General features: G+C 58.2%; 27 protein-coding genes and 1 pseudogene. 13 read left to right on the forward strand and 15 right to left on the reverse strand.

What is annotated here, in order from left to right:
* From trfA to PD885_RS19890, 10 genes are all read left to right on the forward strand, one after another.
* Positions 1-876, forward strand: a complete 876-nt coding sequence (gene trfA, locus PD885_RS19840) for a plasmid replication initiator TrfA (protein WP_002805689.1) — start codon at positions 1-3, stop codon at positions 874-876.
* Positions 877-1,534: 658 nt separating this feature from the next.
* Positions 1,535-1,849 carry a transcriptional regulator KorA gene (locus tag PD885_RS19845; RefSeq protein ID WP_065975497.1) on the forward strand — a complete coding sequence of 105 codons (315 nt, stop codon included), beginning with the start codon at positions 1,535-1,537 and terminating at the stop codon, positions 1,847-1,849.
* 10 nt (positions 1,850-1,859) lie between these two features.
* The gene (locus PD885_RS19850) at positions 1,860-2,660 is read left to right on the forward strand and encodes a ParA family protein (protein ID WP_065975496.1); all 801 of its coding nucleotides are present in this window, start codon (positions 1,860-1,862) and stop codon (positions 2,658-2,660) included.
* Positions 2,653-3,705 (forward strand): ParB/RepB/Spo0J family partition protein, encoded by a 1,053-nt coding sequence (locus tag PD885_RS19855; RefSeq protein ID WP_065975495.1) that lies wholly within the window; start codon positions 2,653-2,655, stop codon positions 3,703-3,705. The genes PD885_RS19850 and PD885_RS19855 overlap by 8 nt, the downstream gene beginning before the upstream one ends.
* Entirely contained in the window at positions 3,692-3,961 is a 270-nt protein-coding gene (locus PD885_RS19860; RefSeq protein WP_145954078.1) for a hypothetical protein, read from the forward strand. Before PD885_RS19855 ends, PD885_RS19860 begins: the two co-directional genes overlap by 14 nt.
* A 208-nt stretch (positions 3,962-4,169) precedes the next feature.
* The gene (locus PD885_RS19865) at positions 4,170-4,463 is read left to right on the forward strand and encodes a hypothetical protein (RefSeq protein ID WP_002805642.1); all 294 of its coding nucleotides are present in this window, start codon (positions 4,170-4,172) and stop codon (positions 4,461-4,463) included.
* Positions 4,438-4,971 carry a hypothetical protein gene (locus PD885_RS19870; RefSeq protein WP_145954079.1) on the forward strand — a complete coding sequence of 178 codons (534 nt, stop codon included), beginning with the start codon at positions 4,438-4,440 and terminating at the stop codon, positions 4,969-4,971. The genes PD885_RS19865 and PD885_RS19870 overlap by 26 nt, the downstream gene beginning before the upstream one ends.
* 263 nt (positions 4,972-5,234) lie before the next feature.
* The gene (mobC, locus tag PD885_RS19875) at positions 5,235-5,786 is read left to right on the forward strand and encodes a plasmid mobilization relaxosome protein MobC (protein ID WP_065975505.1); all 552 of its coding nucleotides are present in this window, start codon (positions 5,235-5,237) and stop codon (positions 5,784-5,786) included.
* Entirely contained in the window at positions 5,773-6,792 is a 1,020-nt protein-coding gene (locus tag PD885_RS19880) for a relaxase/mobilization nuclease domain-containing protein (protein WP_052032118.1), read from the forward strand. The genes mobC and PD885_RS19880 overlap by 14 nt, the downstream gene beginning before the upstream one ends.
* 657 nt (positions 6,793-7,449) lie before the next feature.
* Positions 7,450-8,049 carry a hypothetical protein gene (locus tag PD885_RS19890; RefSeq protein ID WP_065975504.1) on the forward strand — a complete coding sequence of 200 codons (600 nt, stop codon included), beginning with the start codon at positions 7,450-7,452 and terminating at the stop codon, positions 8,047-8,049.
* A gap of 44 nt (positions 8,050-8,093) precedes the next feature.
* Here PD885_RS19890 and PD885_RS22575 read toward each other — a convergent pair.
* Positions 8,094-8,382 (reverse strand): annotated as a pseudogene (locus PD885_RS22575) (hypothetical protein); the annotation flags it as partial.
* A gap of 170 nt (positions 8,383-8,552) precedes the next feature.
* Entirely contained in the window at positions 8,553-9,305 is a 753-nt protein-coding gene (locus tag PD885_RS19900; protein WP_065975503.1) for a hypothetical protein, read from the reverse strand.
* Positions 9,306-9,525: 220 nt separating this feature from the next.
* Here PD885_RS19900 and PD885_RS19905 point away from each other — a divergent pair, with 220 nt between their 5' ends.
* Entirely contained in the window at positions 9,526-9,750 is a 225-nt protein-coding gene (locus PD885_RS19905) for a hypothetical protein (RefSeq protein WP_002805375.1), read from the forward strand.
* Here the strand turns inward: PD885_RS19905 and PD885_RS21650 are convergent.
* The 3 genes from PD885_RS21650 to PD885_RS19915 all read right to left on the reverse strand — a co-directional run bounded on the left by PD885_RS21650 (position 9,747) and on the right by PD885_RS19915 (position 10,580).
* Positions 9,747-9,923 carry a hypothetical protein gene (locus tag PD885_RS21650; protein WP_156775376.1) on the reverse strand — a complete coding sequence of 59 codons (177 nt, stop codon included), beginning with the start codon at positions 9,921-9,923 and terminating at the stop codon, positions 9,747-9,749. The two genes, PD885_RS19905 and PD885_RS21650, sit on opposite strands and share 4 nt — an antisense overlap.
* 77 nt (positions 9,924-10,000) lie before the next feature.
* Positions 10,001-10,294 (reverse strand): type II toxin-antitoxin system RelE/ParE family toxin, encoded by a 294-nt coding sequence (locus tag PD885_RS19910; RefSeq protein WP_002805372.1) that lies wholly within the window; start codon positions 10,292-10,294, stop codon positions 10,001-10,003.
* Positions 10,281-10,580: a type II toxin-antitoxin system RelB/DinJ family antitoxin gene (locus PD885_RS19915; RefSeq protein ID WP_002805369.1), complete on the reverse strand. Its 300-nt coding sequence runs from the start codon at positions 10,578-10,580 to the stop codon at positions 10,281-10,283. The genes PD885_RS19910 and PD885_RS19915 overlap by 14 nt, the downstream gene beginning before the upstream one ends.
* Positions 10,581-10,794: 214 nt before the next feature.
* On the opposite strand from PD885_RS19915, the gene PD885_RS22315 reads away from it, so the two are divergent.
* Together PD885_RS22315 and PD885_RS19930 are read left to right on the forward strand one after the other, a co-directional pair.
* Positions 10,795-11,484 carry an antitoxin VbhA family protein gene (locus tag PD885_RS22315; protein ID WP_065975502.1) on the forward strand — a complete coding sequence of 230 codons (690 nt, stop codon included), beginning with the start codon at positions 10,795-10,797 and terminating at the stop codon, positions 11,482-11,484.
* Between the two features lie 41 nt (positions 11,485-11,525).
* A complete protein-coding gene (locus PD885_RS19930) occupies positions 11,526-12,101 on the forward strand; it encodes a recombinase family protein (protein WP_065975506.1) in 576 nt (191 codons plus the stop codon).
* Positions 12,102-12,261: 160 nt separating this feature from the next.
* On the opposite strand, the gene PD885_RS19935 is transcribed toward PD885_RS19930, so the two are convergent.
* The 10 genes from PD885_RS19935 to PD885_RS19980 form a co-directional block, all read right to left on the reverse strand.
* The gene (locus PD885_RS19935; protein ID WP_002805360.1) at positions 12,262-12,486 is read right to left on the reverse strand and encodes a DUF3717 domain-containing protein; all 225 of its coding nucleotides are present in this window, start codon (positions 12,484-12,486) and stop codon (positions 12,262-12,264) included.
* A gap of 41 nt (positions 12,487-12,527) precedes the next feature.
* Positions 12,528-13,151: a lytic transglycosylase domain-containing protein gene (locus tag PD885_RS19940; RefSeq protein ID WP_002805358.1), complete on the reverse strand. Its 624-nt coding sequence runs from the start codon at positions 13,149-13,151 to the stop codon at positions 12,528-12,530.
* Complete coding sequence (locus PD885_RS19945) at positions 13,148-14,992, reverse strand: LPD7 domain-containing protein (protein ID WP_065975501.1); 1,845 nt, start codon at positions 14,990-14,992, stop codon at positions 13,148-13,150. Before PD885_RS19945 ends, PD885_RS19940 begins: the two co-directional genes overlap by 4 nt.
* Positions 14,993-15,004: 12 nt before the next feature.
* On the reverse strand, positions 15,005-16,924 hold the full coding sequence (locus PD885_RS19950) for a type IV secretory system conjugative DNA transfer family protein (RefSeq protein WP_065975500.1): 1,920 nt from the start codon (positions 16,922-16,924) through the stop codon (positions 15,005-15,007).
* A 13-nt stretch (positions 16,925-16,937) separates the two neighbouring features.
* A complete protein-coding gene (virB11, locus tag PD885_RS19955; RefSeq protein WP_002805320.1) occupies positions 16,938-17,999 on the reverse strand; it encodes a P-type DNA transfer ATPase VirB11 in 1,062 nt (353 codons plus the stop codon).
* A complete protein-coding gene (gene virB10 / locus PD885_RS19960; protein ID WP_002805319.1) occupies positions 17,999-19,213 on the reverse strand; it encodes a type IV secretion system protein VirB10 in 1,215 nt (404 codons plus the stop codon). The genes virB11 and virB10 overlap by 1 nt, the downstream gene beginning before the upstream one ends.
* Complete coding sequence (locus tag PD885_RS19965; protein WP_082244228.1) at positions 19,210-20,019, reverse strand: TrbG/VirB9 family P-type conjugative transfer protein; 810 nt, start codon at positions 20,017-20,019, stop codon at positions 19,210-19,212. The genes virB10 and PD885_RS19965 overlap by 4 nt, the downstream gene beginning before the upstream one ends.
* Positions 20,016-20,894 carry a VirB8 family type IV secretion system protein gene (locus PD885_RS19970; protein ID WP_002805316.1) on the reverse strand — a complete coding sequence of 293 codons (879 nt, stop codon included), beginning with the start codon at positions 20,892-20,894 and terminating at the stop codon, positions 20,016-20,018. Before PD885_RS19970 ends, PD885_RS19965 begins: the two co-directional genes overlap by 4 nt.
* Before the next feature lie 298 nt (positions 20,895-21,192).
* Positions 21,193-22,143, reverse strand: a complete 951-nt coding sequence (locus PD885_RS19975) for a TrbL/VirB6 family protein (RefSeq protein ID WP_002805314.1) — start codon at positions 22,141-22,143, stop codon at positions 21,193-21,195.
* Between the two features lie 11 nt (positions 22,144-22,154).
* Complete coding sequence (locus tag PD885_RS19980) at positions 22,155-22,448, reverse strand: EexN family lipoprotein (protein ID WP_002805313.1); 294 nt, start codon at positions 22,446-22,448, stop codon at positions 22,155-22,157.
* Positions 22,449-22,462 lie beyond the last annotated feature (14 nt).

Raw genomic sequence — 22,462 nt, forward strand, 5'->3', positions numbered from 1 at the left:
ATGGTGGATAAGTTGGAAAGAGACATGGAGGTGGAGGAGTGGCTAGCGAAGGTTCAGCTCATGACGGGTGAGGGCGCTGCCAAACGCCGCCCTAGCGGATCGACGGAGCCAAAACCGCAATTGCCGCTTTGGCCAGAGTTGGAGCGCGCGATACCGAACCACCTAGCGCGTTCGTCGCTATTCGCACCTATCGCACAGGGCCGACGCAAACAGCACGACCGCACCGAGATCGCAAGCCGTAGAGATGTGAAGATTTTTTTCACTGGCAAACAGCTAGATATGGCAGATTGCGACGTATTCATGCAAGCACTTGCCGAAGCGCGCCGCGCGGCACTGGGTGAGCGCATTTTCATCAAGCGTGGGACGTTCCTAAAATCCATCGGCCGCACGGACGGAAGCAAAGATTACGCATGGCTGCATGAATCATTTCGGCGGCTCTTCCTGGGCGCGCTCGAAATCGAAGCTAAGCATTACTCCATCGGCCGCACGCCGAGATCAAGTGGCTTGCACCTGCTAGCCGGGTACGACTACGACTCTGAGCAGGAAGAGTACTACCTAGTCTTCGATCCACGGATATTGGCGTTATTCAGCAACCGGGAATTCGCCCTGATCGACTGGGCGAAGCGACTACATATCGAGCGGCGTGTAGATATGGCGAAATGGTTGCAAAACTACATCGCGACCCACGAAGCCGGGATTCACCGCATTGGCCTCAAGTATCTGAAAGGATGGATGGATTACAGCAGTCCGCCGAACAAGTTTCGCACCGCCTTGACAGAAGCTCTAGCCGAGCTAGAACGGGTCAACATCATCAACGGCGCCAAAATAGAACAGAGTACGCGGTGCGAAAAACAAGCCGTCTGGACCAAGCTGTAGGCACCGGGATGGCATTCCTTTTTCGCCGGGATGGCGTTCCAGTTTTCGCCGGGATGGCATTCCAACCGCTTCGGGATGACATACCAGCATGCCGGGATAGCGTTCCTCTTCGCCGGGATGGCGTTCTAAAAGCATGCGGAAAAATCTTTTTGAATCATGAGTTTAGACGCTTAGAAAACGCTTTAACCATCTCTAACCTTACTTTAACCGCCTCGGCCTAGCAGCCTTGGCTTAAACGGCACCGCCTCTTGGGGGCAAGCCCCCGCCGGCTCACTCCGCGCGCAAGCACGCTCCGTCCCCGGCATCCCCCAGGGGCGATGCGCCCCTCGCCGCTATGCGGCTCACCCGAAAGTCGGGCCCCCAAAAGGGGGAAACTAATCTATTTGCTACTTCGGAAAGCTGATAAGCAACTGATAGTCAAAAGTACCAAGAGAGCATTCGATATCTTTTACGGAAACAAATGGATTGCATATCCAACTTGTGTCGGGATGACGTTCCAGTTGGTAACATTTAGCCGGCAGAAACAAAAATATTGACTTACCACTTTTTTAACTTAAATTAGCTCCATCTTCCAATAGGGTTAAGCGGCAACTTGCCCCATTGGGTCTCTAACTGTACGGAGTTAGGTATCCAGCTATGAAAATCTCGGGAAAGCACGATGCACATGAAAAAACGGCTCACGGCGAAGGAGTTCGAGACTCTACGTCCGTATCTTTCCAGGCTCAAAGAACGGAATGTCGAGGCAATCCGCCAAATCATGGTGGAGAGCCGACAGCAGACCGACGTAGCAGACGAACTCGGCGTGACCAAGAAGGCGGTGAGCCAGATGGTCGGCAAGGCGTGGCAGGCGCATATCGAGCACGGCGAGCGGCCAGCAGGTTGGACAAGTATCAGCGTCACGCTACCTCCAGACATGGCCGAGTTGGTCAAGGACATGGAACGGAAAGCGCGGGCACATCTCACTAAGGGGTAGAGGGGCAGCCATGAAGAAGATTGTGTTCGTGAATCAAAAAGGCGGTACGGGCAAATCAACTCTGTCGTACAACATCGCTCACTATCTCGCCGAGCAGGACAAGCGCGTTTTGTTCATCGACGGCGACGAACAGGCGAACGCGAGCAAGAGTCTGGCGGCGTACACGGCGCCGAACCTCGCGGCAAGCTCACTCTTCAGCGAGTCGCCGATTAGCTTGCCGGTGTTGCCGCAACAGATCGTGTTGCTTCGCGGCGATAGCACGTTGCGCAAGATCGAGCAGTCGGACCAGGACGACGAGGAACTTGTGAAGCTGCTACGCGCGCGCCTCGCTGAGATCAGCGACGGTTTCGACTACGCAGTGATCGACACGGCTGGCGCGAACAGCCGGGTTGCAAATGCCCTTGTCGTCGCGGGTGACTTCGCGGTTTTGCCATGCCGAATCGATCCTTACAGCATCGACGTTGCAACACAGGTGCTAAAGCGCATCTCGTTCATCCAGAAGTCATGGAATCCCGGCCTAGTGAATCTTGGCATCTTGCCGAACGAGTATGACGCCACATCGCCGGCGCAAGTCGAGTGGTTGAAGCAACTGATCGGTGCGTATCGTCAATTTGTCATGGGTGCTTACGTGTCGAAACGCTCAGCGTTCCGTGAAGCGTCGGGCGATGGAGTACCGGTCTGGCGCCTGGAATCGGAAGCAGATGAGGACGGCGGCAAGGGCAGGGTGAAGACCGCAGCCCGCAGCGCCGGTAAGGAAGTGAAGGCGGTTTTCAAGATAATGCAAGAACGTATGGAGAACGCGCATGGCTAAGAAAGGGCTCGATCTGACCGGTCTGGATGATCTTTCGGTACTGGCCAACGCTCATGGTGGCAGCGAAGCCGCTGCGCCCAAGATTGCACCGTTGGCCGATATCATCGCGGACCCCAACCAACCGCGTAAGCGCTTCAATCAGCGCAAGCTCGAAGAGCTACGCGACTCGATCAAAGAGTCGGGCGTTCAACAGGCCATCATCGTGCGGCCGAAGAACGGTGAGGGTAAGCACATCATCGTGTTCGGTGAGCGGCGTTATCGAGCGTCACTCTTGGTTGGGAAGAAGGACATTCCCATTGAGATTCGAGATACGACTGTACTGCCTGAATCCGAAGTTCGGTTCATCCAGCTTATCGAGAATATCCAGCGTGACGACCTGGACCCGTTGGAGATCGCAGACGCGATCAAAGAGCAGTTGGACCAGGGCATGAAGAAAGCGCAGATCGCGGCGAAGCTCGGGCAGTCAGCATCGTTTGTGTCTCAACATGTCGCGTTAGCCCAAGGGCCGGAATTCATTCGCGAACTTGCGATGAAGCGCGTGGGCGTGCGAACACTCTATGACCTGGTGCAGGCACACAAGGATTTTTCTTCCGAGGTAGAAACCTATGCAGCTTCTACGGAAGAAATAACGCGGGCTGGCGTCGCTGACTTGGTGGCGAGGTTGAAGGCGGCTAAGCAGGAACCGACTAACAACGCCGAGCAGCAAAACGTTGGGGAGGCTATAACACTTGCCAACAATGCGAGCGAAGTATCAACCGAGCAGACGCCGGAAGGTGTGAGCCAGGATGGAGGAGGAAAGGCCGATGACAAGCTGACGGCAACGACGCAGCCGACCACGTCCCAGCAACAGACGGATGGCGCGTCGGCGGTTGCGAATGCAAAGAAGAAGCTCGCTATTGTCGTCAAGGCTGGGGGTCGGGTAGCGACGATGGGACGGGGCGGGAAGGTGGAAGTGATTTTCAAGGATACCGGTGACGTAGCTGTGATCGAGCTAGCCAGCTTAGAAATTGTAGGGACCGAGGTAATCAAGCATGAAAATGTGTAGAGCCTTTCTTAGCGTGCTGCGCTTCTGCGCGTTCACGGTGTTGATGTTCCTGCATCCGATTGTGGGCGTGCTTGGGCTGTTGGCGAATGTCTGTTTGGGCGGTTTCCTTTTCTGCCTTTTTGCAGTGCCAGAGCAACGTACGGCTTTATGGGCTTTTTTAGGTGTCGGAGTGGTATTGACCGCGTTCGTCTGGTCTTATGACGCGCTTACTGCACTGCTGGCGCCGAAAGGTCTTCTCATGATTGCGGGGCGCTAAGGCGCTCCGCAATTGAGGGGCGGCAGAGATTCGTATAAAAACCTTCTCTGACAGAGAGTTAGCGCACTTTTGGCTGTTTTTTACACGAATCCCTGCCTACCTTCATTTCCTTGTTGACACCTTGGTGTTACCTTGGTAATATACCCACATCGCAGCAACTGTTGCGCTCCGTCCGGGCGGTACCCGGACCCAGTCACGGACCCACACGATGGGGCCGGGCAAGAAGGAAAAAATCATCATGGCCAACCCTGTTTATTACATCCGCGAAGCCCAAGGTCAGTGGGCTGCCTGCAACGCTAAGACCATGCCTGCCGCTAAGCGTGCGGCGGTGCGCGCCCAGATGTTCCAGGGGACTGACGTTTGGGTAGGGAGCGTCGTGGGAGAAGTCATCGAGCCCGTCGCAATCAAACGTCATCCCGACGCGCTGAATATGTCCAGTCGCGGCCGCTGGGTCGAGCTGGACCCTGCACACTGCAGTGTCGGCGATTTTGGCCGAATCTGACTATCGTCGCGCTCAGCAAAGCCTAAGCGCGCCGCCCCCAACTATCGAGGAAACACCCGTGGCAGAACGATTCACTCTCTACGCTGGCGAGCCGATTGCCAGCATCCTCGCCGGCTACGAGGACAACCGCAGCGGCCGGATCAATCAAGTTGCAGCAGACTACCGGCAACTGATCGCCGCACTGGTGCCGTCTTTCAGCGGCCCACAGTGGCAGTTGCTGGCTGACGTGCTGGACGATGGTGCGCTAGATGAGAGTGGCCTGAAATTCGCGTGGGCGAGCGTTGCCGACAGCGCGGAGGACGGCATGGGAGAAAAATGGGATGTCGATGTCGATGACTTGGCACAGCGCGTGCGCGCCCTGAGCGCGCCGCAGCTGATCGCACTCCGTGAAGTGATTGCCCGCTACCGCAATAGCATTGACGGCAGTGGTGACGCGCTGGAGCTACTGCAACAGTGCGGAGCGAAAGTGGTTGCCGACAACGCTGGATCAACTGGGCATCACTGGTGATTGTTCAATGCGCGGAAGCAAGCATGGTAACGGTCAAGTTTTTGAGCGAGCTAATCCAGCCGCCGACACCCTCGCATATCGTGGCTCAGACGCTTTTCTTTCCGTAGGAGCGTAGGAGAGGAGTAGCTATTTCTTCGTCATGACGAAGAAATAGCTTTGCGTAGTAGTTAATGCAGGATAGACTAGCGTCGGCAAGGTGCAGCACTTTGTGCGCTGCACGGTCCTCGTTCGTCTGCAACTAACTGCGGAAAAGGCTTATTACGATGCCGTCGAAAAAACCGTTGCTGTCGGGCCGCGTTGACCCTGACCTAAAAGATGCCTTTGCGAGCGTTGCTAACGAACAAGGCATCACGGAGGCCCGCTTACTTGAGATCGTCGTCGCGGCGTTTTTGAAGCGTATGCCCCCTACTCCGATGCCTGAAACGGCGCCGGAATCAGAAGGTGTGAAGACCAAGGACATACGTGTTCGGCTGGCTCCGTTCAAATACCGCGAACTTGAACGCCTCGCATCGCTGCGGCATTGGAGTCGCAGTACCTATCTCGCCTACCTGTTCGACGTTCACCTGAATGGACAGCCGCGACTCACTGACGACGAATTGCAGGCACTTCGTGAAGCGACTGCACAGTTGTCGGCAGTTGGTCGGAACGTTAACCAAATCGCGCGCGTGTTGAACACGTCACTGGACGAGGCAGACAAGGCCCAGGCATTGAATTTCCAGCATTTGAAGAAGCTCATCGACTTGGAGCGAGAGCGCGTCAAAGCAGTGATTCGAGCAAACCTCAAATCGTGGGGGGTGACGGATGGCCAGCAATGAAGGTTTTGATCCGACCGGGATGCACGACATTGATTTCTTGGTTAGCGGACGACGGGCGCGCACAGGGCGTCTTACGCAGGAGCAGAAGCGCGCGCAACTGTATCGAACCTTTGTGCAGTGTGTGCCCGAAGTCATGGTCAAGGTATCGGGCGGCGGTAAGACAGCACAGCACGTCCAGGCGCACATGAAATACATCACTCGCAATGGGCAGCTTGAAGCCGTCAACGACCAGGGCGAGAAGATCAGCGGCCAGGAAGATGTGAAGGACCTGTTTGATTCGTGGGACGTTGATGCCGGCGACGGTCAGGGGAAAAAACGGCAAGCCTTCAATATCGTGCTGTCGATGCCGGCCGGCACCGATCCGCAAAAGCTCTTCAAGGCGGCGCAGAACTTTGCTCGGGAAGAATTCTTTGGGCAGCACCAATACATGATGGTCCTGCACACGCCTGAGACCGACCCGCATAAGAACCCCCCGCCGCATCCACATGTTCACCTGATCGTCAAAGCGGAAGGCTTCGACGGCCAGCGCCTCTACATCCGCAAGGCGACGCTCGAACACTGGCGTGCCGCGTTCGCCGAGAGGTTACGAGAGCAGGGTATCGATGCAAATGCGACGCCTCGCGACTTGCGCGGGCAGACGCGCAAGTCGAAGAAGCCAGGCGTGTATTTCGCAGAAAAGCGCGGCACGTCCACAGTACTCAAAAGCAAGTTCGAGCAGGCGCGGCAGGAGTTGGAGCAGGGCGAGGCATCACCAAAGCCTTGGGAGGTCGCCATCGTCAATCGCCGCCGAGCGACCGTTCGTCGGCTGTTGGGTGCGGCCCACGAACTACGGAAGGAGGGGGACGATTCAATGGCAACGGCCATTGAATCGTTTGCCAAGGAAATGCCGAGACCGGACACAGAGCGGCACCAAATCAAGCGAATCATCGTCAAGCAAGTTGAGCGCCACCGCGGGCAACAGCCGAGCCAGCAGAAGTACACCGACCGCAAAGACAAGGAGCGATGAGGATGGCCGCGCACACGCACAATTGGTCTGCGCGTGAGTACATACATCCAAAGACTTGGACACCGCCAGCAAATGAACTGGACAGCAGCACCAGACTTGACACACCGTCGCCTTGTCGCTGGTCAACTTCGGTCTCGCCGCGAGCTTGGCCATTCCGAGGGTCGGCAGGGAATCGTTCCGAGAACAGCCATTTCTCGTAACGACCTTGATGTGCATAGTGTGGTGCATGGGCCAACGCAAACGACCAGCACTCGCACCGTGGCACTTCGGTCCACCTGGGATCTGCGACGCCTGCGGCAGCCGGTGCGGCACGATGGACCAGGCCGGTATCGTCTGCTACGTCTGCAAGGCGGGCGTCTTCATGCCACGGGGATTCTGGCAATTCTCGCCCTGCCCAGCGTGCAGGGGGACCGACTCGTTCTGCACATGCTGCGGCGGTCGTAACTGTATCGCCACACCTCGCGAAGACATCGACGTTGATGAACTTGCACGGTATTGGCAGACGGTCATCAAACGGGCACTCAGCGACGGAACCCCCTTGCCTGCACCGATTGCAGCGTTGATTTGATGGCTGCCGCCGAGATCGACCGGCATACTGACTCTGAGTAGCCTCACCAGGCGTGTCACCACTTACAAACCCCAGAAGCATGGAGCTATATGTCTACCCAGCTTTGCGAGCCGGTCTTTTGGACACTCTGCGACAAACAAGAGGCATGGCAGGTATGGGCAGCACTGCTGCAGGCACTTCTTGCAGGAGCTGCAATCTGGTTTGCCGCTCGGCTTGCGGTTAAACAGGAGCGCCGCGCCGTCAGTAGACGAACTGACGTGTTCCTCGAACGGATCGGACAAGCGGCGCGAATCGCCGCACAAATCAAGACGTTTTTCCTCGGCAATGCAGGCGAGGAGTCGCGTGACTCCGCATATAGCAAACAGGCAAAAATCTTTGAGATGTTTGCGCAGTCGTTACGTGCGGTGCCTCTGGAGAACATCGTTGATGCCCGCCTCTTAGGTCCCCTACACAATGCGGCGCTCTCGTGCGAGAAGCTCGTGGACCTTTTGAGAAAACCGCCGCCGAACACGCTTGCAGAAAACCAGACGTGGACAAAAGCACTCGGCGAGGCTCAGTTCGATCTCACGGAGTCTCGCCGGCGCGCGTTCATTGTGGCGGCTGAGTTCACTTCCATCTCGATGTCCAAGAGGGCTATGCGTTGGATGAGGTACATTCGCATGACAATCGCCCGGAAATTTGCAGCGTGACAGCAGTAGGGCTGCAGCCGGTTAGCGTGCTTGCGATAAGCCTCCTATTTGGAGTTGAACGAATCGGCTGTCTGAGCGCTCTTTGCACCGGCTGTCGCGATCTTTGCCCATGCTTTGCCACGGCCGGCCTGGCGGTCGGCGACCAGGTAGGTACGGCCAGCCTGGCCCGCACAAGGCGAGCACATCATCGCCACCGCGATGCCAGACAAGCACGTCCACACATGAGCCGCGACCGGCGCTGGCCCACTCACAGGCTTGATAGTCGCCATCTTTGGCAGTGGGTTTGCCGAGCTGCGCCACCAGCGCGTCGGCGAGAGCTGCGTAGGCCTCGCGCGTTTCAGCGTGCCGGCCGGCGCGTTGGCGACAGGCCTCGACCTGGCCAGCCACAAGGCTGTCGCCAAGCCTTGGTCACGGATCTCGCCGGCGCCGGCGGCCAGGTCGTCACCAAGGCGCTCCAGCGCTGCCGGCGCTGTCCACATATCCACGGTCTGCGCAGGGGCCTTCTAGAGGGTCGGCAGGGAATCGGTCCACGCGTGATCCAGGCGTAACGTGACCCAACGCTTGTCGATGGCCTCAACAACGGCCTCGGCAAAATAGTCCCCGAACACGGCTCTATGCTGATCTTTCGGAATGCTCAGAAGCTTGGAGCCCAAACCGATTCCCTGTGCGTTCTGAAGGTAGTAGTTCACCGTATCCCAGGCCTGGGTGGTCCAAGCCTTGGTACGGTTCTTCCGGTGGTGGCCATCGAGCCCACCGGGCAGCCAACAACGGAATCGATAGAGCCCATCAGCGTCTTTCCGGAACTCGGGATTGGCAGGCTGTCGCAGCGGATCAAAAGCGACGTCCTCATCCCGCACCACCGGGATTTGGTTCAAGTCGAGATCCAACTCCAGAACAAATGCGTAGTCGCGATCGTTCGCTTCAAGTCCCCCGGATAGCATGGCGTCGCACACCGAAACCATCGCCTCATGCCCCAAGGCGGCCATTCGCGCTCGGTAGTCCAACGCAAGGGCTTGCGAAAGATGGCCCAAGAGCTCGAACTCGACGCTCCCAGAGCGATACAACACTGCCACAGCATTTGAGTCGTAGGGATTTTGGTCGTTTGGGACAAGAACGACTCGAAAGAAGGTCAGGTTCGTTTGGCCAGCCGGGTTCTGCGCGATCGCTCCGAGCGCACCACGATACGCCCTGCTTCCTGTCGCTTGTACTTCAAAACATCCCGCAGAGGGCCACGTAGGCACGCCTTGCTGCTGCATTCATCGCTCCATCGCCGTGGGCCAACAGCATCGCCGCCCCGTCTCCGCTTGCCAAGCAACTAGAGGGTCGGCAGGGATTCGTGTAAAAAACAGCCAAAAGTGAGCTAACTCGCTGTTCAGAGAAGGTTTTTTTATACGAATCCCTGCCGACCCTCTAAAGGGCCAACCACAGGCCAATCGCGAACGCGAGCGGTAGGCCATCACTGAGCAGGAGAGCGACATGCACGACGAAGACGAACAGCAAGGCACCCAGGCGGCGCAGCACCAGGTGCAGCAGCACCAGGACCTGACCCAGCAGGCCGAGGAAGAACAGGAAGCGCAGCAGGCGCAGGAAGTGGAGCCGATCGAGGCCGGGGCGGCATGGTTCGAGCAGCTACGCCAGCAGAATGCCGAGTTGATGGCTGCCCGTGAGCAGGAACAAGAGCAGGACGGCCCCGAGCTTTAAAGCAAGGCCCGCAGGGCAAGGAAGCCCGCTCCCCCTACTACCGCGACGGCGACCAGGCACACGGCCAGCATTTGCACATAGACCAGCAGGTGGCCGATGCCGAGACACAGGCCGATGACCGCCTTAACGCACGCGACGATCGCGCCGTCTACCAGATCGAGAAATCTCCGCAATTTCAGCTTCCACTCCGGCCCTCACGGCCTTTTAGTGGTGACAGCGATCGCGCCTGGCCAGCTCGTCTTTGTCACCATCACTCAACCCCGGTCACTGGCGGCCACTGTTGGGCCGCATGCAGCACCCGCAGGATGGAAACGGCGCGCGCGTCTTCCGCGTACACCACCACGTAGTTCGATCGGACGACCATTTCCCGAGTGCCGGCGACGCGACCAGGCCGATACAGCTTCGGGCGCTCAGGCAGCATCGAGGCCTTGGCCTCGATGTCATCTTTCAACCGCTGCGCTGCATCCGGGTTGTCGTCGGATATGTAATCGACAATCGCCAGCAGATCGGCGCGGGCTGTCTCGCGCCACTCAAGAACGAGCACGGCGTTTCCGGTCGATCAGGGCTTGCGCCTCATCCATCACCTGGCGATGCGGCACCGCCGGCCGCGTGTCGGCCAGGGCCTCTTGCACCTTGCCCCGGAACCAGGCGTCGTGGGCCTCTGGATCGGCCGTCAGGCCGGCTGGCAACCCGCCTTCCTTGGCGACGCGGGTCAGCAGGATGCGCACAGCATCCGAGACCGTCAGGCCGACATTGGCGAGCGTCTCGGCAGCCTGTGCCTTTAGAGCGTCATCGACGCGGATATGCAGCATCGAGGTGTGAGCAGCCATATTCGATCCTCCGGTTTGGATCTCCTATTATGTATCTCAATTGAGATACGGTCAAGAGTATGCCTGTCGGCGTCCCCTGCCCTGCCGTGTCGCGTAAGTCCTAAGACCTGAAACACGACGCGGATACCTGTATTCGCAGGGCTGCGCGTGTTGCAAGTTATGGTCGCATGTCGCATAATACTTGCGACATAACTTGCGACGTTACGGAGGCCTCATGCAGCAGTGCACCTATGAAATCGAGCCGCGCCCGATCGATCTGGGCGGTGGCTGGCGATTGCGCCTTCTACAGGACGGCGAAGAGGTTGGCGGCGGCGTATTCCCTCTGGCCGAGGGCGCGGAGGATGTGGTGATGGCCACCAATGAGGCCCACGCCGACGCCGTGGCCGAGGGTGCCGCATGGTTGGCCTCGCGCAGCGTTGATGACGTGCAGCCGGAGGAAGTAGAAGCATTCGCCGAGTTGGGCAGTCAGCCGGGCGCGGTGGGCTACGACGAGAACGGCCAGCTTGTGCGCGTGCGCCTGGACGGCACGCACGAGGTAATCCCCGAGCAAGGCGGCAGTTCGCCAATCCGTGCAGATGAGATTGCCGGCATGGACTGGTGGAATACCGCGCCAGAAGCCGAGCGCCGGGAGTGGATGCGACGCGCTGGCGACACGGGCCGCGCGGCCGACGCATGGGCCGAGTACAAGCGCTGCACGCCCCAGCGCCCACTACACCCCGCCGAGCTACGCGAGCGCCGCGACGCCATCACCTACGCGCAGGCGAGCATCGAGCTGGAAGGCTTCAAGCTACCGCCGGAATACGGGGCTGCGGCCGAACGCTTCGCAGCGGGGGAAATCACGTTCGGCGAGCTGGGGGAAGTTGCGGATGAACTGGCAACGCAGATCAAGGCGCGGCAGTCGTGACCAAGGCCAGCCCCGATGCCGTGGACCTGGCGACCAGCCGCATGCTGCTGGGCTATGCCCGCGTCAGCACCGACGACCAAGACCTGACCAATCAGCGGGCCGAGCTGCACGCAGCCGGCTGCACCAAGATTTTCGCGGAGAAGATCACCGGCACGCAGCGCGATCGCCCCGAGTTGGCGCGCATGCTCGACCACATACGATCAGGTGACGTGGTGATGGTGACGCGGCTCGATCGCCTGGCGCGCAGCACGCGCGACCTGCTGGACATTGCCGAGCGCATCCGAGAGGCCGGCGCGGGCCTGCGCTCGCTGGCCGAGCCGTGGGCCGATACGACGACGGCGGCTGGCCGCATGGTGTTGACGGTCTTCGCCGGCATCGCCGAGTTCGAGCGGTCCTTGATCGTTGACCGAACCCGGAGCGGCCGCGAGGCCGCCAAGCGGCGCGGGGTGAAGTTCGGTCCCTCCCCCACCCTCACTGCCGCGCAGATCGCCCACGCTCGCCGTCTTATCGAGACGGAAGGCCATCCGGTGACGGAGGCGGCCGCGCTGCTGGGCGTGCATCGATCCACCCTGTACCGCGCTCTTGAAAGATCATCTAGCAGCTATCTTTTAATCTAGAAGAGGGTCGGCAGGGATTCGTGTAAAAAACAGCCAAAAGTGAGCTAACTCGCTGTCAGAAAAGGGTTTTTACACGAATCCCTGCCGACCCTCTTTGAGGGGAAAACAGCATCGCTCTCACTTTTCATGGCTCAGAAACAGGGCTAATCAGGATATAAAATCAGAGCGGCAATTCGTGCTGATCTAGCGCGACCGACAGCGCGATGCCTTGCTCGGCATCCAATGCAGCCTCCGGGACCGCCTCGATGCGGTCGAAAATCATGTGACCGTAAAGCTGGAGCAGCGAGAGCGCCGGCGCGCACATGAGCGCCCCATCGTCGGGAACAATGCGTGTACGCCAGTAGTTGATAGCGAACTCGATTTCGGTGATGTTGAAGACGCGCATTGTGTTCTCCAAAAAACTGGCTGCCGTAGCAGGCGACAGGGTCATTTCATCGTCAAATGGTAGGGACTCGGCATCGAGCGCCACTGCGCCCAGGATGCGAGTACGAGGTTCGGATATGCGGCTTGGCCACGACTGCCGTTGTAGCGGCCAAGCGCGAGGAACAGGTTCCCGCGCTCAGTGTCAAGGTAGTGGCGAAGGATCGTGCAGCCGTATCGAAGATTGGTCCGCAGATGGAACAGATCATCGGTGGGACTTCCAATGTCGTCATGCACCCAAAACGGCATGACCTGCATATAGCCGCGCGCACCGGCCGTCGAAACGGCGTACTTGCGGAACGCGCTTTCGGTCTGGATGACAGCAAGCACGAGCTCGGGATCAAGGCCAGCGCGCATGGCTTCGTAGTACACGGTGTTGAGGAACGCGATGCGGTCCTGTACGGCGGGCATGCGCTTGGCGAGCAGTGTGGCCTTGTCGGTCAACCAGGCTGTTTTCGCTGCTACGGAAGGAAATATCGGCGCGGGCGTGGTCTTGTCGCTCAACGAAGCCGACAGGCCTGCTCGGACGCTGGTCGAAAGCTGTTCTTCGACCTGGGTGCCGGCAAGGGCGTTGCAGGGCAGGGCGATAGCGGTGCCGACCAACAGTGCGGCAAGTGTGCGGCGGGTCATCGCGCGAACTCTTGATTCGCTTTGCGCGGCTTCGGCGGCTCGCTACGCTCCTGGTCCTTGCCCTGATCTTTTGGGCGATCTTGAACCTTTGCCTCGCGAATCTTCGGCGCCGGCACGTTCTCGCCGTGGGCAATTTTCTCTGCGACGACCTGACGTGCGATAGAGACGAATCGCGCTTGATCCTCCTTGTTCGCGAATTGCTTCTCCGCGAACTTCTGCGCAGCGGCGACCGTGCCATAGGCAGGCGCTAAGTCAGGGTGTTTCTTGACCACTTCGGCACGGTCATCGCGTGTGAATGCTTCGGCCTTTTCCAGCGAGCCGACTTTCCAGCGGTTGCGGTGTGCATCGACGGCGCGTTCCCCGACTTCATTGCCGTCTTTGTCGAACACTCGCTCTTTTGCAGTCACGGACTTCCTGCCCATCTTCTCAATGGCAACGCGATCACCGATAGCTACACCGCTTTCAGCGACCGCGCGGCGGAGATCGACGCCCCACACGGTACGCTCGCCGCGCTCCGTCTCGACCTTTACGAAGTAGCTCATCTCCTTCTTCGGATCGTGCTTGTAGTTGGCTTCGCCGTGTTCGAGCAGCTGCCCGGTAAGAACGCCGTCCCGCAGCTTCACGCCGGCACCGGCGCCATTAAGGCCGCTAGGCGTTTGTTCCGGGCGCGTGCTGCCGGCCTCACGCTCGCGCGGTTCGCGTTCTTCTATGGAGTTTTCGCGGATGCCGCCTTGACGCTCCAAAAGTGTCGCCAAATGCGCCTTCTCCACCTTGGTCGGCTTGTAGCCGCTGACCTCGATGCCGGTCAACGACGCTTCGAGCCAAGCCGCACGCCTGAACTCTTCGGTGCCGCGTACCGCGATTCGTTCCCATCCACGCGCGTGTGCGATCGCAACTACCGATCGCACGACTTCCTGGTTCTCGCTGCGCGTGGCGAGTTTACGGCCGTGATCCTCGAACGCCAGGGTCTTGTCGGGGAAGTGGAACTTGTTATCTACCTGGATGAAGCGTTGCTTGACTGCATCCGGCACGGCTTTCGCGCGGTCTTCGACCGACTGACTAATGCCGGGCGTCGCTTCGGTGGTTGCCGTTTTTGTGTCGGCGCCGTAGTCGCTGCGCTCTTCCGTGGAAACGATGCGCTCGTTCTGCAAACGCTGTTGCCGCGAGCGTGCCATTTCTTCGCGACGCTTAGCGAGGAACGCTTGTACGTCTTTGTCGAGCGAGGTATCGCGCTCGATGGTGGCCTCGATCTCGTTGACAGGCTTCTTGTCGGGCGTATAGGACTGCTTGAACGCCAGATTCTCGGCCTGCAACTTGCCCCTGGCCGTGCCGGGCGTCGCTTCGGTGGTTGCCGTTTTTGTGTCGGCGCCGTAGTCGCTGCGCTCTTCCGTGGAAACGATGCGCTCGTTCTGCAAACGCTGTTGCCGCGAGCGTGCCATTTCTTCGCGACGCTTAGCGAGGAACGCTTGCACGTCTTTTTCGATAGAGGTATCGCGCTCGATGGTGGCCTCGATCTCATTGACAGGCTTCTTGTCTGTGGTATAGGACTGCTTGAACGACAGATTCTCGGCCTGCAACTTGCCCTTGGTCATACCTGACGTGGCATCCTTCTCCTTGCCTTTGCCGGCCTCGATATTCTCGACATTGCGTTCGCCGATGATTTCGACGGCCTCTTCACGAGACGCGATCTTGGCAGAGACAACCTGTTTGCGACCGTTGATGAACTTGATCGTGCCGCTGGCGAACGACCCACCGTCAAGCTTAACTTCGTAGCGCAGGCCAGTAGCCCACTGACCGTTGATGTTGAAGGCACCGTTCTCATTGAAAGCTGGTTCTGCCATCTCGATACTCCTTTACGCATCTTCAATGGTTTGCAGGAACGACGAAAACGCATGCTTCATGTCGTCGTCGGTGATCGGCTGGCCGCGCGGCACTTCCACGCTGTCAAAATCGACGTTGTAGTCGGTAAGGCTCAATTTATCGAGCTTGCCAACGTCGTCAGCCGTAATTTCTTTTTCCGTAATAGTGATAAGTTGGCCGTCTTGTGTCTTGACGGTCTCGCCCTCTTTTTTCTTTTTCTTCTTGGGCTGCTGAGAGGGCTCCGGCATCTTTACGTCGATGGCCTGGACGACAGCAGCCGGCAGCAGCCGGCGCTTGAATGCCTTGTCCTTCCAATAGGAAATTTTGCTGGCGAGAATTGGCTTAACATTTTCCAAAAAGATGATTTCCCGGCCTTTGCCGATTTCCTTGACTTCTTGCGGCAGCATCAGGGCGCGGCGATGGTCAGACGTGTTGACCGAACCACCGACGCGCTTGAAGCCGACTTGCTGCGACTTCGACTTCGCCTGCACCGTCATGTAACCGAGCATTTCGGAAATTTCGTTCGCGTGGCGTTGTTCCTTCGGGGCGTATACGATCATTGCAGCGCAGCAGGTGACGATGGTTTCGGCCACGTCGGCGCCGTACGTTGATCGTAATTGCGACATGCCTTGAATGATGATGAACGGGCGGATGTTATAGCCGCCAAGGAAACTGATCGACTTCGCGAAGATGGGCATGCGGCCGATGGCTGTGAACTCATCCATCATCATCAACAACTGGAACTTGAGATCCGGGTTGTCTTCCGGCATCTCGTCAGTGTTGAGGTCGATAATCTGCTGGAAAAGCAGGTTCAGAATGAGTTGCAGCCGGTCCAGGTCGGCCGGCCGCACGCCGATGTATAACGAAATGCGGCGCCGGCGAAAGTCGCGCAGGTCGAACGAATCGCCGCTGGTAGCCGCGTCTATCAAAGGGTTCAGCCACAGTTCGAGCTTGGCCGTAAAGGTCTTCCGAATTGAGGATTGCGTGGGGCCGCTGGTGTAGATGAAATCGTAGAGCGCTGCCTTGCAAGCAGGGGAGAGCGGATTACCAGAGGCGTCGCGCTCTTCGATGATTTCTTTCCAGTGCTGGCCGACCGACTCACCTTCTCCATACATGATTTGCCGAACGATCTCACCGAACGTTCGTGGCGTGTCAGGTGTCTCGAAAACATACAGAGCCAGGCCGAGGAATAGCGTGCGGCACGATGCCGGCCAAAAAGGATCACCTTCGGCGGGGTCGGGCGACAGCATGTTTGCGATCTTCTGAAGATCGTTGATCCGCAGCATGGGATCGTCGTTCACGTAGCTAAGTGGATTCCATTGCATCGTGCGGCCGTCTTCGGCGACCGGGTTGAACAGGAACACGTCGCTGAACATCTTGCGGAAGCCAGAGGTGAGCCGATAGCTTTCCTGCCGCACGTCCAGCAGCACGACGCTTTGCGGCCAGTTCAGCATGTTGGGTTGAACCAAGCCTGCGCCCTTGCCGGTGCGCGGCGGCGCCGCGCAGATCGCGCCAAGCTGGCCGGCGAGCATGATGAAGCGGTCGCCCCACTTGCCCAGAATTAGCCCATGTTCGCCGAGCAGGTCGGCATCACGAACCTCTTTGTTCTTCGCGAAGCGGGCGTCGCCGTGCAGAGCGCGTCGCACCGGCATGAACAGCATGGCTACTAGGCCATAGGACAAGATGAAGCCGAAGCCCAGGCAATACTTCATCCATTTGCGAAGTTGCGGATTGTCGCTGTAGTACGCCCAATAGTCGATGATGGTCAGCGGCGTCGCGGTGTACGGCTTGAGCTTCACCTTCCACAAGAAGAAATAGCCGGCTAGGTATAGCCCTAGGATTAAGCCGCATACCAGAAGACCGGATATGGCCACGGCCCTCACTCGCTTGCTTTGAATGTCTGTGAGGATCATGCGGCACCTTTCTTTATCCGATTTGCTTCAGTGCGTAAGCCGGATCGAAATAGATTTCTGTAACTAATTTCCGGTTATGGCCGGCGTCGTTGATTTGCACTGTGTCTGTTTGGATCACGATATCGACCAGTGCGTACAGCATTTCGAGGATGACGCCTTGTTCAAGTCCGCGCCCCTCTTGGCTTGACTGGATCATGTTAGTCAAGCGGCGGAAGGCCAGCTTCGCGGTGTTAGCGTGGATGGTGGTGAGCGCGCCGGGGTGGCCGCTGTTCACGACGTTCTGGAAAAAGAAATAGGCTTCCTCGCCGCGAAGCTCGGCGGGTAGAACGCGGTCGGGTCGCATCCGTAGACCCGACTCGAACATCTGCTTCGGCGACAGCTTGGCGAGGCCGCGGTTATCGCGCGAATAGACCATGTTGACTTGGTTCGGGTGCGGCAGGCGCATTTCGCGCGCATCTTCGACCGTGATGATCCGCTCCTGGATCGGGATCATCATACAAAGTGAGTTCCCGAGCGTCGTTTTGCCGGAGCCGGTTCTCCCTGATAGGATGATGTTCTTGCGCAGCAACACTGATTGTTGCAAGAACGCCTTCCAATCTTTCTTCCGAAACAGGTTGATAAGTTTCTTGTCATTGGCTGGTAGGGTCGATTCGATGACCTCGCGCTCTTCAGCATCGAGGCGTGAAGATTGTTCGCACCGCGTTTCGTCAAAACTGCCACACTCATATATTTCATCGAACGTCATCACGTCGGTGCTTGGACGCCGAATAGTGACGGACACGGTTTTGACCACTGGCGGAAGCACGATCTGGATGCGCCCGCCAGTAGGCAGCGTCGAGCCGATCATGGGATGCTCAACGTCGATCTTCTGATCGGAGAAATTAGCAACCAGCTTTGCCAATTCGTCGCACCACTCCGATGTGATGGAAGGTACATCATGCGTGGCCCACTGGCCCCGGCTTTCCGTCCATACTACAAGCGGGTTATTGATGACGATTTCGTTGTTTGCTGGATCGTCAAGGAACTGACTAAGCTGTTCCAGGTGTATTTCCAGCGTGGATTTCTCACCCGTCATTACGGCTTTACCTTCAAGTCGTACACGCTGCGGAAGTCCAGGTCGCGGGCAACGTAGATACTGATGTTTGCGCCCTGGTTTTTCTTGACCGTCGGCGGAATGTCTATGGTCTGTTTCAACACATCGCCTACCATGTTCTGCGTGCCGTTGACCGTGTTGGGAAACGCGATAGTGGTGTTGTTGCTGCCGGTTCCGTTGTTTTGCTCGCGCGCGATCATGAACGCGCTTGCGTCGTTGAGCAGACTAAGCATGATGGCCGCGCCGAAGCGGTCCCAAAAGTGGTTGTCGATTTCGCCATTCACACCAGGTCGGCCGAGTTCGTCGGACGCGGCAGAGTTTAGGTCGATGATGACGCCGTTCGGTGTCTCCGCACGGGTCCATAGGATCGCCATGCGGCGTTGACTTTTGGATAGTCCCTGTTTCGCCTCGCCCACGTACTTGGTGCCGGCCTCCATGAGCTTGACCTTATGGTTGGTGCTCCAAACGTCCGACGAACCTGTGCAAGTCACGATACCGGGTAAGCTGGAATCAAGAGCCGGGTCAACGGAGCAGGGTATGACAGCGCCCTTTGTGATGAGGAAATCACGGTCGGGCAGAATCGTTGCCACGGCGCCTGGGGTGTAAGTCGCGCGGAGCGAGCGGGCAAGTGGATCGTCGGAGCCACCCCCAAGGCCAACTGAGCCAGGCGAGCCGCCAGGGTCAGCGGCTATTGCTGTATCGGCATCGGCTTTGCCAGATTGCCGGTCAGGCTCATCAAGCTTGAATTTCACGCTCGACGTGAGGCGCCGCTGTAACCGCTCTTCTGCCGGCGTAAGGATTGGCTTGCCATCAGGGCCAAGCTGTTTCCCGTTCGGAGCGACGTTACCGGTCTGCGGCGTCGTGTTGGCTGCCGGTGCAGATGCTTGAGTGGCATTGGTTTCCGGCAGATTCGGCGGGACCAAAGGTGGAAGGATCGTTTGTTGCTGCACCTTCGTGTCCTTTTGCGCCGCTTGCTGCGCGGCGCGCCGCTGCTCGATCACGTTGGCGTAATACTTCCAAAGCATGACCACGGCCAAGACGATGACCGCTGCGAAGATCAGGAAATTTGTGATCTTCGTTTGCATGCCCAAACCCTTGTTGACCGAGGGTGCGGCACGCTCGCCGTCGATGTGAGCGCCTTCTTCGAGACTATTCTGTTCGCGTGCTTGGTTGCTTTTACGGAAAAAAAATTTCATTGCTGACCGCCTCTGATGACGCGCTCGACGTTGGGCGAAGTGGTGTTCGTCGGGCTGCCCACCGCGTTCGGGTTATAGGACTCGTTGAAGATGCAGGTCACAACATCGCCAGTGCGGAAGATGAACTTCTTCGCGATCTTCTGGACCGTGAGCACATAGTTCGAGTCCATGTCCTTATTGACTAGGTGTTCCTTTCCGTCTTCGGTGACGTAGTAGATTGATGGCACGTCGCGATTCGCCGGGAAGCGGAAGTAGGTGAAGTTGCCGTCGTCCCACGCTTCCAGCGGCGCCAATGCGTCGGACCCTTGCATGGTGTAGTTGCGGTTCTTCTTCGTCGCGGCGCAGCCATAGGACAGAAGGTCACGCGCTAGCGCACGCTGATTTGCTGCGTCGCGTTTGGTGCGGTCTTCGTCCGGGTAGCGGTAGTAGATTGTCTGGAATGCCACTTGGCCCTTGCCGGCCAGCTTCAAGTCGATGCTGTAGATGCGCTTGTTTGTGACAACGTGCAGGTTCATGTTCGGACTTGTGACCTTCGGCTTCATAAAAACGCTGTTGCCTGCGGTCGAAACACCGACGCCCCAGGCATCGGTGTCGCCGCCCGTCATGTCCTTCACGACTTCGCCGTTCTGAAGAACGAGCATGAGATCCCCGCCGATCCGCGCATAGACGACGGGGATGTTGTAAGGGTCATAGTCGATGAACCGGATGCGAGGGTCTGCCGGCGACGGTTGGGTAGGCTGCACGGCGAGCGCCGGCAGCGGAGCAGCGACGAGGGCAAGGCAGCAGACGAGGGTTCGGAGCTTCATTGCACGGTCCCTCTGACAGGTTGCGACGCCGGCGCTTGCGGTGCTGACAGCGCCGACGTGGAAGGCGAGGACGGGACAGGGGCCGGCACGGGTGCATCAGGCTGTGGTGGTGCGACCGGGACGGGTACAGCAGCGGCGCCAATGTCCGGGTCAACCTGGTAGGCGCGGACTTGGAGGCCGGCCGGGTTAATGCGGCGGTCGCGTTCCTTGGTCGGTTCGTTGACGTACTTGTACGCCAGCGTCGCAACCCACCGCGTGACTTCCTGCTGATCGTTCTTCTTCACGTAGCTTGTGAAGCGAACGGTCGCGGTGTCTTGTGCGCCGTCGCTATTGGTGTTCAGGGTGATCGAGCCAATGTCGATCTTGACCGTCGCCGAATTCTTGTAATAGTTGTACGGGGCCTTCGGATTCGTCGTATCCCAAAAAGCCGCCCACTGCGTTTGCAGTTGGGATGACATATAGGCTGCTGCGCAGTAGTAATTTTCTTCGGCTGTCTCGAAGGTGTAGTTCTCGCGGCAACGCAAAAACTCGGTGATGTAGTGCCGTGTCACGGCTTCATCGATCGATTCCTGAACCTCTTTGAGTGAAACCAGCCGTTCGACGTGGCCGGTCGTCTTGTCCATCACAAGAACTTGCGGCGCGGCGGGGGGGACGTAGGCCGTGCGGATCGCCGTCCATGCAATGAACATGGCCACCAGGCCGAAGACGCCGGCGCCGGCCGCGACTCGCCAAGCCTGCGCTTTCGATTTTTCATCCTGCTCCCGTTGGGTGTCAGCCCACGCGGCCGAGTTGTCCAGCAAGTGCTGCACATCCTTATGCGCTTCGATGAATTGCCGCAGTTCGTTCAACTGCTGCTGTAGTTTGTGGTCATCCATCTAGGAAACTCCCTTTGTCACGCCGTGGCGGGATGCCCGCAGCTTTGATTCACGACGCCGGCTTGCGGCGGCTGATTGACGGGGCGGCGGTTCAAGCCGTCGCATGAGGGCGGCACCGAGGCACAACCGGCGAGGGTGCCGGCAAGGAGCACCGCGAGAAGTGTTCTTACGAGCATGTCTTTAAATCCACAGGTAGGATAAATGCGCAAACAAATTATCACATTTTGTCTAAACAAAAAAATAGTTTTTGATGAACAAATGTGACTATTTTGTCACGAAATGCAGGGGGTGACGGATATTAGCCGCGTGACACCGAATTGACGCTGCTGCGGGGCGCTTTGCGCTCTTCCCGGTCGCGACGACGGTTGTTGTTACTGCGGTTCCGGTCGAAGAGACCACCTAGCTTGCGTAGAGCTAGCCGGCCGATGCCGTAGGACGATAGCGATACGCCACCTGCCAAGCCGGCCGCTATCGAGGGAAGCTGAGCGAGCACCAGGAGCGATATCACGCCGGTGATGATGAAGGGGAAGATTTGGTCGATTTGCGCCGTACTCGAAATGCCGGCCGTTTTGCTCGCCGCACGAACGAATAAGTTCAAGATGAACACGTTCGCCGACACGATCAGGATAACCAGCAGAGCGTAGTTCGCCAGTTGTTGAATCCACGCATTGAAGAAACTCGTCGTGGGCTGGAACAACAGGGAAATGATGAACAGCGGCCCGAGGGCGACAATCAACGCGAGGGCGATCTTAGCGAGAACGATCAAGAAGCAAGCGTAGGCTGTCACGATGATAGTGATCGCCCAGCAGCAGATGGCGATCAGATACATGCCGAAGTCGCCGTCGAGGATGCCGCCTTTGTCCCAAAAGCTCTTACCGACCTTGAAGCCTTGGGTCAGGATGTTGTCAAGGCTGTTGACCGTGGTTTGGTTGCTTGTCGAATTCGTCAGCGCCTGGGCAAGCTGTTCCGGCGAATTAAAAACCGTATCGACCACGTAGACGTTATACTCGGCCAGCTTTATACCGATGCCGAAGATGAAAGCGATCTTTATCATACGAACAGCGGCTTCCATGATCGGCTCTTGAATCAAGCCGCGCATGCTGGCAAGACCCCACAGCATGATATAGACGCCTAGAAGCGTGTAAGCAGCCGGGGCAATGGCCGCCGCTACCGCCGCGACACTCGAACCGATGTAGCTGTTGCACACATTCGTTACATAGGTGAAGACCTGTTCGTATGGCCCGGCCATGATTCAATTCCCTATTTGCTGTTGCCCTTCTTGTGCGGGGGCGTTATGTCAAGCGACGGAAAATTCCCGCTTCCCGTCACGCTCGCACGAAGCGACTGTTTGGCGTTGACGCAGTTCGGGTCATCCTTGAAATGGCCGGGGTCCGACGAGCACTCGGTGATGACCTTGTCGCGAATGTCGGACTGCGCGGTGAACTCTTCGACTGTCAACACGCGATCCAGAAACGAGATATGCGTCTGCTTGATTGTACAGGCGGCCAGCGCCGCGAGCGCGGCGCCGACCATCAAGGCACGTAGAAAAGACATTTTTCTTTCCGTAG

Origin of the sequence: Xanthomonas fragariae (assembly GCF_900183975.1) — a bacterium.
Classification (GTDB): domain Bacteria; phylum Pseudomonadota; class Gammaproteobacteria; order Xanthomonadales; family Xanthomonadaceae; genus Xanthomonas; species Xanthomonas fragariae.

Bases quoted from the DNA above. Each gene is read 5' to 3' on its own strand.
- PD885_RS19970 (WP_002805316.1), bottom strand. From the start codon at position 20,894: ATGGATGACCACAAACTACAGCAGCAGTTGAACGAACTGCGGCAATTC.
- PD885_RS19865 (WP_002805642.1), top strand. From the start codon at position 4,170: ATGGGGCCGGGCAAGAAGGAAAAAATCATCATGGCCAACCCTGTTTAT.
- PD885_RS19940 (WP_002805358.1), bottom strand. From the start codon at position 13,151: ATGACCCGCCGCACACTTGCCGCACTGTTGGTCGGCACCGCTATCGCC.
- virB11 (WP_002805320.1), bottom strand. From the start codon at position 17,999: ATGACGGGTGAGAAATCCACGCTGGAAATACACCTGGAACAGCTTAGT.
- PD885_RS19945 (WP_065975501.1), bottom strand. From the start codon at position 14,992: ATGGCAGAACCAGCTTTCAATGAGAACGGTGCCTTCAACATCAACGGT.
- PD885_RS19930 (WP_065975506.1), top strand. From the start codon at position 11,526: ATGCTGCTGGGCTATGCCCGCGTCAGCACCGACGACCAAGACCTGACC.
- PD885_RS19975 (WP_002805314.1), bottom strand. From the start codon at position 22,143: ATGGCCGGGCCATACGAACAGGTCTTCACCTATGTAACGAATGTGTGC.
- PD885_RS19890 (WP_065975504.1), top strand. From the start codon at position 7,450: ATGTCTACCCAGCTTTGCGAGCCGGTCTTTTGGACACTCTGCGACAAA.
- mobC (WP_065975505.1), top strand. From the start codon at position 5,235: ATGCCGTCGAAAAAACCGTTGCTGTCGGGCCGCGTTGACCCTGACCTA.
- PD885_RS19880 (WP_052032118.1), top strand. From the start codon at position 5,773: ATGGCCAGCAATGAAGGTTTTGATCCGACCGGGATGCACGACATTGAT.
- PD885_RS19915 (WP_002805369.1), bottom strand. From the start codon at position 10,580: ATGGCTGCTCACACCTCGATGCTGCATATCCGCGTCGATGACGCTCTA.
- PD885_RS19935 (WP_002805360.1), bottom strand. From the start codon at position 12,486: ATGCGCGTCTTCAACATCACCGAAATCGAGTTCGCTATCAACTACTGG.
- PD885_RS19950 (WP_065975500.1), bottom strand. From the start codon at position 16,924: ATGATCCTCACAGACATTCAAAGCAAGCGAGTGAGGGCCGTGGCCATA.
- PD885_RS19850 (WP_065975496.1), top strand. From the start codon at position 1,860: ATGAAGAAGATTGTGTTCGTGAATCAAAAAGGCGGTACGGGCAAATCA.
- PD885_RS19845 (WP_065975497.1), top strand. From the start codon at position 1,535: ATGCACATGAAAAAACGGCTCACGGCGAAGGAGTTCGAGACTCTACGT.
- PD885_RS19965 (WP_082244228.1), bottom strand. From the start codon at position 20,019: ATGAAGCTCCGAACCCTCGTCTGCTGCCTTGCCCTCGTCGCTGCTCCG.
- PD885_RS19855 (WP_065975495.1), top strand. From the start codon at position 2,653: ATGGCTAAGAAAGGGCTCGATCTGACCGGTCTGGATGATCTTTCGGTA.
- trfA (WP_002805689.1), top strand. From the start codon at position 1: ATGGTGGATAAGTTGGAAAGAGACATGGAGGTGGAGGAGTGGCTAGCG.
- PD885_RS19980 (WP_002805313.1), bottom strand. From the start codon at position 22,448: ATGTCTTTTCTACGTGCCTTGATGGTCGGCGCCGCGCTCGCGGCGCTG.
- PD885_RS19905 (WP_002805375.1), top strand. From the start codon at position 9,526: ATGCACGACGAAGACGAACAGCAAGGCACCCAGGCGGCGCAGCACCAG.
- PD885_RS19860 (WP_145954078.1), top strand. From the start codon at position 3,692: ATGAAAATGTGTAGAGCCTTTCTTAGCGTGCTGCGCTTCTGCGCGTTC.
- PD885_RS22315 (WP_065975502.1), top strand. From the start codon at position 10,795: ATGCAGCAGTGCACCTATGAAATCGAGCCGCGCCCGATCGATCTGGGC.
- PD885_RS19900 (WP_065975503.1), bottom strand. From the start codon at position 9,305: ATGCAGCAGCAAGGCGTGCCTACGTGGCCCTCTGCGGGATGTTTTGAA.
- virB10 (WP_002805319.1), bottom strand. From the start codon at position 19,213: ATGAAATTTTTTTTCCGTAAAAGCAACCAAGCACGCGAACAGAATAGT.